General features: G+C 68.1%; 11 protein-coding genes. 1 reads left to right on the top strand and 10 read right to left on the bottom strand.

The genetic code is table 11. The features are described 5' to 3' along the window. Positions 1-46: 46 nt before the first annotated feature. Genes Psi02_RS23165 through Psi02_RS23120 form a run of 10 tightly spaced genes read right to left on the bottom strand, consistent with a single transcriptional unit; the run spans position 47 to position 10325 of the window. Positions 47-544: a MaoC family dehydratase gene (locus tag Psi02_RS23165; protein WP_203954056.1), complete on the bottom strand. Its 498-nt coding sequence runs from the start codon at positions 542-544 to the stop codon at positions 47-49. Position 545: 1 nt separating this feature from the next. Further along, the gene (locus Psi02_RS23160; RefSeq protein WP_203977505.1) at positions 546-1745 is read right to left on the bottom strand and encodes a CaiB/BaiF CoA transferase family protein; all 1200 of its coding nucleotides are present in this window, start codon (positions 1743-1745) and stop codon (positions 546-548) included. Further along, positions 1742-3004 carry a methylaspartate ammonia-lyase gene (locus Psi02_RS23155; RefSeq protein ID WP_203977503.1) on the bottom strand — a complete coding sequence of 421 codons (1263 nt, stop codon included), beginning with the start codon at positions 3002-3004 and terminating at the stop codon, positions 1742-1744. The genes Psi02_RS23160 and Psi02_RS23155 overlap by 4 nt, the downstream gene beginning before the upstream one ends. Beyond that, positions 3001-3825, bottom strand: coding sequence for a M55 family metallopeptidase (locus tag Psi02_RS23150; RefSeq protein ID WP_203977501.1), 825 nt, complete (start codon positions 3823-3825; stop codon positions 3001-3003). The genes Psi02_RS23155 and Psi02_RS23150 overlap by 4 nt, the downstream gene beginning before the upstream one ends. After that, a complete protein-coding gene (locus Psi02_RS23145) occupies positions 3822-4769 on the bottom strand; it encodes a glycosylasparaginase (protein ID WP_203977499.1) in 948 nt (315 codons plus the stop codon). Before Psi02_RS23145 ends, Psi02_RS23150 begins: the two co-directional genes overlap by 4 nt. Further along, positions 4766-5818, bottom strand: coding sequence for an oligopeptide/dipeptide ABC transporter ATP-binding protein (locus Psi02_RS23140; RefSeq protein WP_203977497.1), 1053 nt, complete (start codon positions 5816-5818; stop codon positions 4766-4768). The genes Psi02_RS23145 and Psi02_RS23140 overlap by 4 nt, the downstream gene beginning before the upstream one ends. Beyond that, positions 5818-6849, bottom strand: a complete 1032-nt coding sequence (locus Psi02_RS23135; RefSeq protein ID WP_203977495.1) for an ABC transporter ATP-binding protein — start codon at positions 6847-6849, stop codon at positions 5818-5820. Before Psi02_RS23135 ends, Psi02_RS23140 begins: the two co-directional genes overlap by 1 nt. After that, positions 6846-7712, bottom strand: a complete 867-nt coding sequence (locus Psi02_RS23130) for an ABC transporter permease (protein WP_203977493.1) — start codon at positions 7710-7712, stop codon at positions 6846-6848. Before Psi02_RS23130 ends, Psi02_RS23135 begins: the two co-directional genes overlap by 4 nt. Next, a complete protein-coding gene (locus tag Psi02_RS23125; RefSeq protein WP_203977491.1) occupies positions 7709-8650 on the bottom strand; it encodes an ABC transporter permease in 942 nt (313 codons plus the stop codon). The genes Psi02_RS23130 and Psi02_RS23125 overlap by 4 nt, the downstream gene beginning before the upstream one ends. 40 nt (positions 8651-8690) lie before the next feature. Next, positions 8691-10325 carry an ABC transporter substrate-binding protein gene (locus tag Psi02_RS23120; RefSeq protein ID WP_203977489.1) on the bottom strand — a complete coding sequence of 545 codons (1635 nt, stop codon included), beginning with the start codon at positions 10323-10325 and terminating at the stop codon, positions 8691-8693. A gap of 268 nt (positions 10326-10593) precedes the next feature. Here Psi02_RS23120 and Psi02_RS23115 point away from each other — a divergent pair, with 268 nt between their 5' ends. Further along, positions 10594-12738 (top strand): amidase family protein, encoded by a 2145-nt coding sequence (locus Psi02_RS23115; RefSeq protein ID WP_203977487.1) that lies wholly within the window; start codon positions 10594-10596, stop codon positions 12736-12738. Positions 12739-12768: the final 30 nt, after the last annotated feature.

Raw genomic sequence — 12768 nt, 5'->3', positions numbered from 1 at the left:
GGGCCGTCGCGGCCGGACGGTCGGGCCGCGCCGTCGCGGCCGGCGGTCATCCGCCGGTCATCGGTCCATGCGCGGGTCCGAAGCCTCGCCGGTAGACCATCACCGTCCGGTTGAAGGTGATGACGACCGTCCCCTCCTGGTTGGTGCCCGTGGTCCGCACGGTGACGATTCCGACCTCCGGTCTGGAACGCGACTCCCGGAGCGCGAGCACCTCGGAGGACGAGTAGACCGTGTCGCCCTCGAACAGGGGGTTCGGCAGCCGCACCTCGTCCCACCCCAGGTTCGCCATCACGTTGTAGGAGACGTCGTTGACGGACTGCCCGGTCACGAGCGCGATGGTGAAGGCCGAGTTCACGAGTGGCCGGCCGAACTCGGTCTGCGCGGCGTAATGCGCGTCGAAGTGCACTCGAGCGGTGTTCTGGGTGAGCAGGGTGAACCAGACGTTGTCCGCCTGGGTGACCGTGCGCCCCAGGCCATGCTGATACACGTCGCCGACCTCGAAGTCCTCGAAGTAGCGGCCCTGCCATCCGGTGCGTACGGTCATGTCAACGCTCCCCGTCTGACGGCACCGCGCGGAGCCGCTCGACACGGTCCGCGTCGTAACCGAGCAACTCGGTGAGGACGTAGTCGGCGTCCTCGTCGCGCCGGGGACCACGTCTGTACCGGCGCTCCCCCGAACCCACCCTCAGCGGGCTCGCCACCTGCCGCACGGTCCCGAAATAGGGGTGCTCGGTCTCGACCACCATGCCCCGGGCGACGGTGTGCGGATCTCGCAGAGCCTCGGCCACGGAGTTCACCGGGCCGCACGGCACACCGGCCTCCCGGAGGAGGCCCAGCCAGTGCTCGCTGGTCCCGGTCGCGAACACCTCTTCCAGCTCGGCCAGCAGCGCCTCGGCGTTCTCCCTGCGGGCGGCGAAGTTCGCATACCGCGGGTCGCTCAGCCACTCCGGACGCTCGACGGCCCGCGCGAGTCTGCGGAAGAACTTCTCCTTCGGGCAGGCGATGACCAGCCAGCCGTCTCCGGTGGGGAACGCCTGGAACGGGACGAGCGACGGGTGGGCCGAATGATGGGTCCGCTTGGGCTCGAAATCACCGTTGAGCTGCCAGGCGGCCGGATACGTCAGCATCGAGATGGCCGTGTCGAACAGGCTGATGTCGCAGTCCGCGCCGATCCCGTCGCGTCGCGCGGCATGCAGCGCGGCCAGGATCGAGCCTGCCGCCACCAGACCGCCGGCGTAGTCGACCAGCGACAGCCCGGACTTCGTGGGCGGTCCGTCGGGTTCACCGGTGAGGTCCATCCAACCGGCCATCCCCTGCAGCACGTAGTCGTAGCCGGGTTCCGCGCTGCGGGGGCCGGTCATCCCGAATCCGCTGAGCGAGCTGCACACGATCGCGGGGTTGAGATGCTTGAGGTCGTCGTAGCGGATCCTCAGCTTGGCCGGGACGTCCCCGCGCAGGTTCGAGTGCACCACGTCGCTGACCTTGACCAGGTCCTCGAACACGGCACGGCCCTCCGGGGTGGAGATGTCGAGGCCGAGGCTTCGCTTGTTGCGGTTGAACGTCTCGAAGAACAGGCTGTCCTCGCCGTGCTGTTCCGGCACCACGTACCGGCCGACGTCGCCGCCGGACGACGGATCCTCGATCTTGATGACTTCGGCGCCGAGATCCGCCAGGTGCACGCTGCCGAACGGCCCGGCGCCGTACTGCTCTATCGCGATGATCCGGACGTCGGACAGCGGCATCATGGCAGCACCGGCTGCCTGGCGCGACGGGCCGCCGCGATCGCCGTGACCCGAGCCATCTCATTCCCCACGATCATCAATCCCTCATCTACGCCCATACCTGGTTTGGCCAGCACCTGGCCCGCGCCGCAGGCCATCGCGACCTGGGCACTGATCTGCGCCGAACGGTCGGTCTCGTTGCAGGTCCCGCCGCAGTACGCCACGAGACCCCGTTCACGGACCAGGAGCAGCGCCTCGATGGTGTTGTTGATACCGCCGAGATCCGGCGTCTTGACGTGGATCACGTCCGCCGCGCCCTGATCGACGAACATCTCGATGTCCTCAAGGGTGTTGCACCACTCGTCGACGACGATCTTGACCGGTGAGCCGATCCGGTTCAGTGCCGCCCGGAGGCGCACGTACGTCTCGATCTGGGACTGCCGGTCGCCGGCGTCGATCGGATGCTCGATGACCAGTTCGTGCGGCGCGGCGATGTCCCCGAGGCGGGCGAGATAGCGGGCGACGGCGTCGACGTCACCGCCGAACGCCAGGCCCACGGTCCCGTAGGTGTCGAAATGCAGCCGCGGCAGATATCCGCTGACGGGTCGCAGCCGGCTGATCCTTTCGACCAGCCACCGCAGGTACTCCTCCAGCAGTTCGCCCTGGCGTCCCAGTTTGGTGTCGACGTTGTTGATCAGGCCGTGCGGGAGGACGTCCACCTGCTTGAGGATCATCTTCTCCGCGTTGCCGTACCGGTCGTCGCCGGTCTGCGCGAACATCGGCACCGGCCGGAGGTCCACGCCGGTCGCGTATTCGTCGCGCACGACCTCGGCGATGGTGAGCCGTCTGCTCTGCGCGACCGCGTCGAGCACCGCCTGGGTCACCCCGTACCGCACGGCCGTGTGCAGCGGGCCGGTGGCCGATCGGCAGGCGTCCACCCGCGTGGCCAGTTCACGGAACGAGCCGAGTTCCGCACCGGCCAGCAGTGGTGTGAGGTGTTCCTCGACGTCCCGCCGGGCCGCCGCCGCGCTGAAGACCGGATCCCGGCCCCCGGCGCCGCTGTACTGCACCGCGGCGCAGTCCCCATGGGCGACCGAGCCGTCCTCGAGCAGCAGCATGACCGACAGCGCCTCGCCGGCCTGCCGGATGGCTGAGAAGCCCGGAGTGACGGGACTGCCCGCGTAGGAGAACCCGTCATGCTCGGCGCCGGCTCTGATCGCCGCCTGGTCGTCCGCGAAGAATCCGGTGCGGACCGGTTCGGTGAGAACTTCGACGATCTTCATTCGACGAGGCCCCGGCACAGCAGAACGACGGTGATGAACGTCTGGTAGATCCACAGCGGGTCCTCGCCGGTGATCGTCGCCGAAAGGTCGCCGGTCCGCTCGACCCCGGCGATCCTGGCCGCCAGCTCGCAGTAATCACTGCTGCGGAAGGAGATGCCCAAGGTGGCGGGAAGGCTGACGGCCGTCTGCCACGCGGTGGGCAGGTCCTCGATGGCCGACCGGGCCTGCTCGCGGATCAGGTCCCTGGCCGCCGCCGGGTGCAACGATTCGGCGGAGAACCGGGACACGGACGTCTTGACGACCGCGGCCTTGATGCCCGGGCAGAACCGCTCGGTCTCCTCGGCGGTCGTCGCGTCGCCGGTGACCAGCACGATCGGCACCTGGTACGCGGCGGCCACCAGCGCGTTGATCCCGGCCTCGCCCGCGACGACGCCGTTGACGGTGACCTCGGCGAACGCCGTGGGGAAATAGGTGTGCGACAGGACCGAGCCCCGGCTGCCCATCGAACCGTGATAGGACACCAGGAAGATCGCGTCAAAGGTCGCGTCGAGCCCCTGCATCATGTACATCGGCTTGTACCGGCCGGACAGATAACCGGCCCGCCCGGCGAGCGCGTCCGGCTTCAGGTTGGCCATCTTCGAATGCGCGTCGTTGACGAGGAACTCGGTGGCGCCGGCCTGCATCGCGCCTTCGATGGCGGCGTTGATCTCACCGGTCAGCAACTCGGTGTAATACGGGTACTGCGACCCCCCGATGACGCACTGGTCCCAGTCGACGACGCCCGCGGTGCCCTCCATGTCGGAGGAGATGTAGACCTTCACAGCACGCTCCTCGGGTGGAACTCGGGTTCGGTCGAGGTCTCGGTCATCACCGCGTACACCGAACCGGTCTGGCCCGCCGCCGCGCCGTGCCGCCCGTCCGGAGTGAGCGCGAGACAGCGCAACTCGGCGCGGTATTCGTCCGGCAGGGTCGCCGCGTCGGCCAACATCGCCAGACAGGCCGCGGAGGGATCGAGCCCGCGCGCCAGGTCCGCGACGATGCCGCGCGCTCCGAGGGCGCGCATGCTCAGCTCGCCGCGTCCGGTGCAGGCGGCGCCTCCGTAGCGCAGGTCGGCGTAGTTGCCCGCGCCCGGGACGGCCGAGTCCCCCACCCTTCCCGGGTACTTCCAGGGATAGCCGCTGGTGGACACGCCGACGACGAGTTCACCCGAGGAGTCCAGGGCCAGGATGTTGATGGTGCCCCAGGGCCCGTCGTGCGGGGCGAAGTGGTTGACCAGGTCCAGTGCGGTCTTCCGGTACAGCTCGTCACCGGCCTGCGCGGCGGTGCGCTCCCCTTCGACCGACTCGGCCGACGGCTCCAGAGCCGCCAGGAACAGCTTCCTGGACTCCTCCGTCAGCAGTTCCGCCCGCTCGAAACCGTTCTCCTCGGCGAACAACTCGGCGCCCGGGCCGACGAGCAGGCTGTGCTGCGGCAGCCGTTCCAGTACGGCCCGCGCGATCGAGATGGGATTGGGGAACCCCTTCACCGCGCCCACCGCGCCGAAGGCCCTGCTCGAACCGACCATCAGCGACGCGTCGAGTTCGACCACGCCCTGGGCGTTCGGCAGCCCGCCGGTCCCGACATAGTGGTCGTCCAGGTTGTCCTCGCACCGCCGTAACCCTGCCTCGACGGCGTCCAGTGCGGAACCCCCGCGGGCGAGGATCTCCATCGCCGCGGGGAGTCCCGCCTCACTCCGCTCACTGCCGATGACGATGGGGCCACTCACGCGATTACTCCTTCAGCTCGTTCTGGTACGTGGACGCAGGCGGCCGACCGGCTGCCGTCACGTGGATCGATGATCAGGGAGGGCTCGTCGGCGCACGCGGCGACGACGGCCGGGCAACGGTCGGCGTAACGGCACGGACTGGTTCCTTCGCGTGCCGCCGACCGGACGACCTCGTCGAGGACGGGGCTCTGTCCGCTCTCCGCGACGACGGCCTCGGCCACCGCCGCGTCCGGCTCGCCCCGGTCGCCTTCGCCGGCGAGCCTCGGCACCGAGCCGATGAGCAGCTTGGTGTAGGGGTGAACCGGGTCGTCGAACAGGGTGTCGGTGTCACCGGTCTCGACGATGCGGCCCCGGTACATGACCGCGGTCCGATCGCTGATCTGCCGCACGACCGCCATGTTGTGCGAGACGAAGATGACCGACAGGTCGAGCGTCTCCTTGAGATCGGTGAGCAGGTTGATGATGTTGGCCTGCACCGACACGTCGAGTGCCGACACCGGTTCGTCGGCGATCAGCACCGTCGGCTCGAGCGCCAGCGCGCGGGCGATGCCCACGCGCTGCCGTTGCCCGCCGGAGAACTGGCGCGGCCGCTGCGTCAGGGCCCGCTCGGGCAGGCCGACCAGGTGCATCAGTTCCCGGTTGCGCTCCCCCACCTTGTTACGCGGGACCAGTTTGTGGAACCGGAGCAACTCCGACAGCGTTTGCTCGACGGTCATCCGGGGGTTCAGCGAGCTGTACGGGTCCTGGAACACCATCTGTATGGCGCGGTGCTGGGCACGGGTCCGCTTCGCCTGGAGGGGTTCGCCGTCATAGCGGATCTCACCCGCGGTGGGCCGGTAGAGGCCGACGATGGAGCGCGCGAGAGTGGACTTGCCGCAGCCGGACTCGCCGACCAGGCCGAGCGTCTCCCCCTTGTGCAGGACCAGGTCCACGCCGTCGACGGCGCGGTTCACCACCGGCTTCTTGCCGAAGATCCGGTCGGTGACCGCCACCGGAGGGGTGAAGTGCCTGGCCAGGCCTTCGACTGAGAGGATCTCGTTTCCCGCCATTACTGCTGACTCACCGTTTCTTCAGAGACCATCTCGGTCCAGCGCTCCGCGGTGCCGACGCGCAGGCAGGCGCTCTCACGGATCACGGCGCCCGGTGCCGATCCGACCGGCGCCAGCACCGGTTCCCGCTGGTGGCAGGCTTCTTCGGCGAACGGGCACCGGGCTGCGAAGGAACATCCGCTGATGGCCTCGCTGAGGTCGGGCGGTTGCCCGTGGATCGTCAGCAGCCGGGCGACGCGATGATCCGGATCGGGCACCGAACGCAGCAACGAGAACGTGTACGGATGCTTGGGCGCGGTGACCAGGTCGAGCAGGGTGCCGGACTCCACGACCTTGCCGGCGTACATCACATAGAGCCGCGAACAGGTCTGGCTGACCACGGCGAGATCATGGCTGACCAGCAGGAGCCCGACGTTCTCCTCCTGCTTGAGCCGGCGCAGCACGCCGAGGACCTGCGCCTGGATCGTCACGTCGAGCGCGGTGGTCGGCTCGTCGGCCAGGATCAGCCGCGGCTTGGTGGACAACGCGATCGCGATGCAGATGCGCTGGCGCATCCCGCCGGACAGTTCGTGGGGATACAGGCGGTAGCGGCGCTCGGGGTCGGGGATGCCGACCTCCGTCATGAGGTCGATCGCGATCGCCTTCGCCTCGCTGCGCGACTTGCCCAGCTTGCGCAGCGGCGCCTCGGCGATCTGGTCGCCGACGCGCATGACCGGATTCAACGCGGTCAGGGCGTCCTGGAACACCATGCCCATCGTGTCGGTCAGCCGGCGGTGCAACTGCTTGGCCGGCAGCCCGGTCACGTCCTCACCGTCGATCAGCACGGTTCCGGAGGCGATCCTGGCCGGACGTGGCAGCAGTCCGAGCAGCGCGCGCAGCGTCAGGCTCTTGCCCGAGCCGGACTCGCCGACCAGCCCGACCGACTCGGCGACGCCGACCGAAAGGGACACCCCGCGGACCGCGTGCAGCCGTCCGTGCGACATCGGGATGTCCACGTGCAGGTCGCGGACCTCTAGCAGTGGCGCGGTCATTTGTTCGCCTTCTCCACGATGCCGTCCGCGATCAACGCCAGTGCCAGGCCGGTCAGGACGACCGCCAGGCCGGGGATCGTGGACATGTACCACTTGTCCAAGATGAACTGCTGGCCTTCCTGGATCATGGTTCCCCAGTCGGGGGTGGGTGGCGGCACCCCGAGACCGAGGAAGCCCAGGGTCACGATCGCCAGCAGGGTCAGCACGATGTCGCTCATCGAGAAGACGATCGCCTGCAGGACGACGTTGGGCAGCAGGTGCCGCAGCAGGATCCGCCACGTCGGCAGGCCGCTGGCCCTGGCCGCCATCGCGTACTCCTGCTCCTTGGCGATCAGCACCTGGCCGCGCACGATGCGGCAGTACGCCACCCAGCCGACCAGCGTGATGGCCGTGTAGATGCTCGTCGTGCCGGGGCCCATCGCGAACACCAGCGCGATGACCAGCACCAGGAACGGGAAGGCGATCACCATGTCGACGATGCGGCCGATGACGGCGTCGATCCACCCGCCGAACCATCCCGAGATCAGGCCGAGCAGGCTGCCGATCACGAATGGCGAGATGACCGCCAGCACGCCGACCCGGAGGTCGACGCGCGCGCCGTAGAGCAGCCTGGAGAGCACGTCGCGTCCGAGCGAGTCGGTGCCGAGCAGGTGATTCTTCGCACCGGGCGCGAGGAAGGCGTCGTTCAGGTTCTGCTGGATCGGGTCGTAGCTCGTCAGCAGGGGCGCGCAGAGCGCGCACAGGACGATGAGGGCGAACAGCACCAGCCCCGCCACAAGGGGGACGTTCCATCGCCCGCGCCTGCGCCGGGGCGTGCCGGTGACCGCCGGCAGGACGGGACCGACACTCGTCGAAGCGCTCATGCGAGCTTGACCCGGGGATCGAGCGCGGCGTGCGTGACGTCGGTCAACAGGTTCACGACCACGACCATGATCGCGAACATCAAGGTGATTCCCTGCACGGTGGGGAAGTCCCTTCCGAGAATGGAATTGATCATCTGCTGTCCGATGCCGGGCAGCGAGAAGACCCGTTCGACCACGAGCGTCGATCCGGTGAGATAGGCGATGTTCACGCCGAGGACGGTGACCGACGAGACCGCGGCGTTGCGCAGGGCGTGACCGAGCACCACTCGCGAGGTGCTGATCCCCTTGGCGTGCGCCGTCACGATGTAGTCACTGCTCAGCACGTCGATCATGCTGGCCCGCAGGCTGCGGATCAGGATCGGCGAGAGGGTCAGGGCGATCGTGACGCCCGGCAGCACCATGCCGCGCAGGTGGTCCGACAGCGTGTCACCGTACCCGGCGACCGGGAACCAGCCCAGTTTCAACCCGAAGACCAGGATCAACATGATGCCGAGCCAGAACGCCGGCAGTCCCAGTCCCACGACCGGCACCGCCCGGATGATGTTGTCGGCGATCCCGTTTCGCCGTGCCGCGGCCAGGACGGCCAACGGCACAGCGATCAGGAGCGTGAAGACGGTGCCCGAGACCAGCAGCCAGATCGTCACCGGCAGGCTGATCGTGACCAGGTCCAGGACCGAACTGCTGTACACGTACGAGTAACCGAGGTTGCCCTGCAACAGGTGACCGAGAAACGTCAGGTACTGCTTCCACAACGGATCGGTGAGCCCCAACTGGATGCGCAGTTCGCGGATCGCGTCGGGAGTGGCGTGCGACCCGAGCAACGTGGCCGCCGGATCCCCTGGTATCAGGCGGATGAGGAAGAACACGATGAACGAGATCCCCAGCAGCACCGGGATCAGGGACACCAGCCGTTTGAGAATGTAGACCAGATACTTCATCGACTCTGTCGCTCCATGTGTTCGGTCGGCGTACTCCTGATCAGAAGGAGACGTCTTCCATGTGGTAGGAGCCGGTGGGCAGGACCTTGAAGCCCTGGACCTTGCTGGAGGTCGAGTACGGGAACGGCGTGTAGAACAGGAACGCCATGAACGCGGACTCGGCGGCCTTCAGCTGGAGCTGGCTGTACAGGTCCTGGCGCTTGGTCTTGTCGAACTCCTTCTGCGCCTGGTGCACCAGGTCGATGATCGACGGGTCGTTGAAGCCGGTGTCGAAGGAGTGCCCGCCGGTCGTCGGGTCGAGCGCGAACTGCGCCAGTTCGTCGGGGTCGGCGAGGTCCATCGTCCAGTACGAGTGCGCGATCTCGTACTGGAGTTTGCCGGTCAGGTCGTGCTGAGCGCTCGGGTCCACGTTCTGGATGTTCATGGTGATGCCGAGTTCCTTCAGCGACGCCTGCAGGACCTGCGCGATCGCCGCGTCCACCGCGTCGCCGGACATGGCCAGCCAGGTGGTGGTGAAGCCGTTCGGCACGCTCGACTGGCTCATCTCCTCCTTGGCCTTGGCCATGTCGTACTGGATGCCGGGGGTGTTCTTGTCGTAGTACGGCGTGGACGGCATCATGAACGAGTTCGCCGGGGTGCCGTAGCCGAACAGGATGTTCTTGACCAGCGCCTCCCGGTCGACGGCGTAGGAGATGGCGCGGCGCACGTGCACGTCGTCGTACGGCTTCTTGGTGAAGTTCATCATGATGTAGTCCGTCCTGGTGGACGGGAACACATCGACCTTCACATTGGGCGTGTTCTTGAGCTGCGCGATGCTGGAGAACGGCGGAGCCTCGTTGATGTGCGCCTGCCCGCCCTGCAGCTGGAGCGCGCGGGCGTTGCTGTCCGCGACCACCTTCCAGGTGACCGAGTCCAGGTACGGCTTGCCCGGCTGCCAGTAGGACGGGTGCTTCTTCAGTGTGAGAGAGCTGCCCTTCTGCCAGGTGTCCCACATGAACGGGCCGGTCGCGATCGGGGCGGCGTAGAACTCGTCCTTGGTCTTGCCCGCGTAGTCCTTGGGGATGATGCCGTTGTTCGGGCAGCTCAGGTCGGCCAGCAGCGGCGCCCACGGGTACTTGGTGGTCACCACGACGGTGTAGTCGTCCGGGGTGGTCACCTCCTTGATCGCGGAGTTGATGAACTCCCAGCCGCCCTTGGTCTTGCTCGACTCGTCGATGGAGAACTTCACGTCGGCCGAGGTCATCGGCTGGCCGTTGTGGAACTTCACGCCCTGCCTGAGCTTCAGCGTGCAGGACAGGTTGTCCGGCGACATCTCGTAGCTCTCCGCGAGCCAGGGCTTCACCCCTTGGCCGTCGTCCGTCATGGCCACCAGCGGCTCGTACATCTGGTTGTAGATCCAGATCGAGCCGTTGCTGAACACCGTCGTCTTGTCCATGTTCACCGCGTCGTGGTCGCGGACGATGACGAGGTTGCCTCCCTTCTTGGTCCCGCCCGAGGTGGCCTGCGAGGTGGTCGAGGTGGACCCGCAGGCGGCCAGCAGCGGCGCAGCGGAGAAGGCTCCTATGCCGAGGGCGCCCAGTTGGAGCATCCGGCGCCTGCTGATCGCGGGGACCCTGAGGCCCGGGGGTATCTCCGAGTGCGAGGTGTTCAACGCGTCATGGCTCTGGTCAGACATGCCTATCCTTCATGGGTTTCACGGTCGTGCTCTGTGGATCAGAACGGTTCGGAGAGGCCCGGGGGGATCCGATCGGAGGCTGATCGGGCGCGGCCATGAGGTATTCGAGCACTTCTACGTTTCGCAAAGATTACGAGCGAATCAGCTGTCATACGTAAGGTCGCCGTCCCGAGTTCACCAGCAGATGCAGACTAGAGCATTCAAATCGGTTCAGGTAGTGTCCGACGGCAAAGCCCCCCAAGAGCTACCAAACTAGGGCGGATCCCTCATGCAGTTGACCATCATCGGCGCCGGTGCGATCGGCGGAACGATCGGCGCCCACATGATCCGCGCCGGCCATGACGTGCTGTTCTGCGACGCCGACCCGGCGCATGTCGAGGTGATCAACCGGGACGGCCTGTCCATCGAAGGACCGGTCGAGAACTTCACGGTGGCGGCGCGGGCCGTCACCCCCGAAGACCTGCCGGACCGGCTGGACCACGTCGCGATCGCCGTCAAGAGCCATCACACCGCCCAGGCCGCGGAACTCGTCCGCGATCGGCTCGCCCCCGACGGCTACCTGGTCAGCTTCCAGAACGGCCTGACCGCCGACGCGCTCTCCGCCGTGGTCGGCGCCCACCGGCTCCTCGTGAGCTTCGTGAACTTCGGCGCGGACGTGCTCGCTCCCGGCCGGATCATGCAGGGCAACATCGGCACGTTCCGCGTCGGCGAGTCGACCGGCGGCGAGATCACCCCGCGGGTCCGCGAACTCGTCGCGGCGCTCCCCTACGCCGAGGCCACCGGCAACATCATGGGATTCCTCTGGGGCAAGGAGGCCTACGGCGCGATGCTCTACGCCGGCGCGGTCTCCGACCTGTCCATCGCCGACTCCCTGGAGGCGCCGCGGTGGCGTCCGCTCATGCTCGCCATCGCCCGGGAGGTGCTCGCGCAGGCGCCGGTGAAGCCCGAGGGATTCGACGGTTTCGAGCCCGACGACCTCGAGGGCTCACTCGCCCGGCTGGTCACCTTCAACCGCAACAGCGCGAAGTCCCACAGCGGCATCTACCGCGACCTGATGGTCCGCAAGCGCAAGACCGAGGTCGACGACCTGTTGCACGACCTCGCCGGGCCGCTGACGACCTACACCGGGGAGCTCATCAAGGCGATCGAGCGGGGCGAGCGCACCTGCGAGGTGGCCAACCTGGAACTGCTCGCCGCCTACGAACGGTCGGAACGACTCGGCCGGCCGCTGAACGCCGTGGTCACGTTGTTCCACGCGCCCTCGCGCGCACCGGAAGGACCGCTGCACGGCGTGCAGATCGCGGTCAAGGACCTGATCGACATCGCGGGCCACCCGCGCGGCAACGGCAACGCCGCGTCGATGCGCTCAGAACCGGCCACGGCCGACGCCCCGATCATCACGACGCTGCGCTCCGCCGGAGCGGACGTCTTCGCGGCCACGTCGCTGCTCGAGTACGCGGCCGGCGCGGTCCACCCGGACGTGCCCGAGGCGATGAATCCGTACAACCCGAAACGGACCGCCGGCGGGTCCAGCGGGGGCTCGGCCGCTCTGGTCGGAGTGGGCGCCTGCGCGGTCGCGCTGGGCACGGACACCGGCGGCTCGATCCGGATCCCGGCGCACTACTGCGCCACCGTCGGGTTCAAGCCGAGTTATGGCGCGCTGCCCGTGGACGGCGTCGAGGCGCTCGCGCCGACACTGGACCATGTGGGACTGCTCGCCCGCGACGTCGCGACCACGGCCGAGGTCTTCTCGGCCCTGACCGGTGCCGGGCCGCAGACCCTGAGCGGCACGGCGCTGCGGATCGGCGTCCTGCCAGGTCAGCTCGAACACGCCGAGGTTGAGCCGGATGTGGCGGCCGCGGTGCGCGACGCGATCGGCGTCCTGCGCGACGCCGGCTGCCCGATCGCCGAGGTCGACGGATCGGTGTTCGCTGAGCTGGAGGAGACGTTCTCCGACATCCTGCTGTTCGAGGCCTGGCAGCTGCATGGCGCGCGGGTGACGGACGACCCCGGCCACTACGGCCCGGAGACCCTGCGGCTGCTGCGTTCCGGCTCCGGCGTGAGCGAGGCCGACTACCGCGAAGCCCTGGCGAGGCGGGAGCGGCTGCTGCCCGCCGCGGCCGAGGTCTATGCCGGAATCGACGTCCTGCTGACTCCCGCCGCACCCTTCGTCGCGCCGGTCACCACACCTCCGGTCGACACCCCCGAAGGCGCCGCCGAGGGGATGTTCACCGGCGTCCACAACCTCACCGGAGCACCGGCGCTGGTGCTGCCCTGCGGCTGGAGCGCGGACGGCCTTCCGATCGGGCTTCAGCTGTCGTCCCCGCTCGGCACCGACATGGGACTGCTCGCGGCCGCCGGTTACGTGGAGTCGGCGCTGGCCGTCGAGGCCCGCACCCCCGTCGTGCACTGACCCGCTCCCCCGACCCCTACGTCAACCCCC

The sequence above is a fragment of the Planotetraspora silvatica genome, assembly GCF_016863315.1.
GTDB classification, from domain to species: Bacteria; Actinomycetota; Actinomycetes; order Streptosporangiales; family Streptosporangiaceae; genus Planotetraspora; species Planotetraspora silvatica.
Note: the sequence above shows the minus strand (reverse complement) of the source record. Positions and strands in the feature narration are given on the sequence as shown.

Bases quoted from the DNA above. Each gene is read 5' to 3' on its own strand.
- Psi02_RS23115 (WP_203977487.1), top strand. From the start codon at position 10,594: ATGCAGTTGACCATCATCGGCGCCGGTGCGATCGGCGGAACGATCGGC.
- Psi02_RS23120 (WP_203977489.1), bottom strand. From the start codon at position 10,325: ATGTCTGACCAGAGCCATGACGCGTTGAACACCTCGCACTCGGAGATA.
- Psi02_RS23160 (WP_203977505.1), bottom strand. From the start codon at position 1,745: ATGATGCCGCTGTCCGACGTCCGGATCATCGCGATAGAGCAGTACGGC.
- Psi02_RS23135 (WP_203977495.1), bottom strand. From the start codon at position 6,849: ATGACCGCGCCACTGCTAGAGGTCCGCGACCTGCACGTGGACATCCCG.
- Psi02_RS23140 (WP_203977497.1), bottom strand. From the start codon at position 5,818: ATGGCGGGAAACGAGATCCTCTCAGTCGAAGGCCTGGCCAGGCACTTC.
- Psi02_RS23165 (WP_203954056.1), bottom strand. From the start codon at position 544: ATGACCGTACGCACCGGATGGCAGGGCCGCTACTTCGAGGACTTCGAG.
- Psi02_RS23155 (WP_203977503.1), bottom strand. From the start codon at position 3,004: ATGAAGATCGTCGAAGTTCTCACCGAACCGGTCCGCACCGGATTCTTC.
- Psi02_RS23125 (WP_203977491.1), bottom strand. From the start codon at position 8,650: ATGAAGTATCTGGTCTACATTCTCAAACGGCTGGTGTCCCTGATCCCG.
- Psi02_RS23130 (WP_203977493.1), bottom strand. From the start codon at position 7,712: ATGAGCGCTTCGACGAGTGTCGGTCCCGTCCTGCCGGCGGTCACCGGC.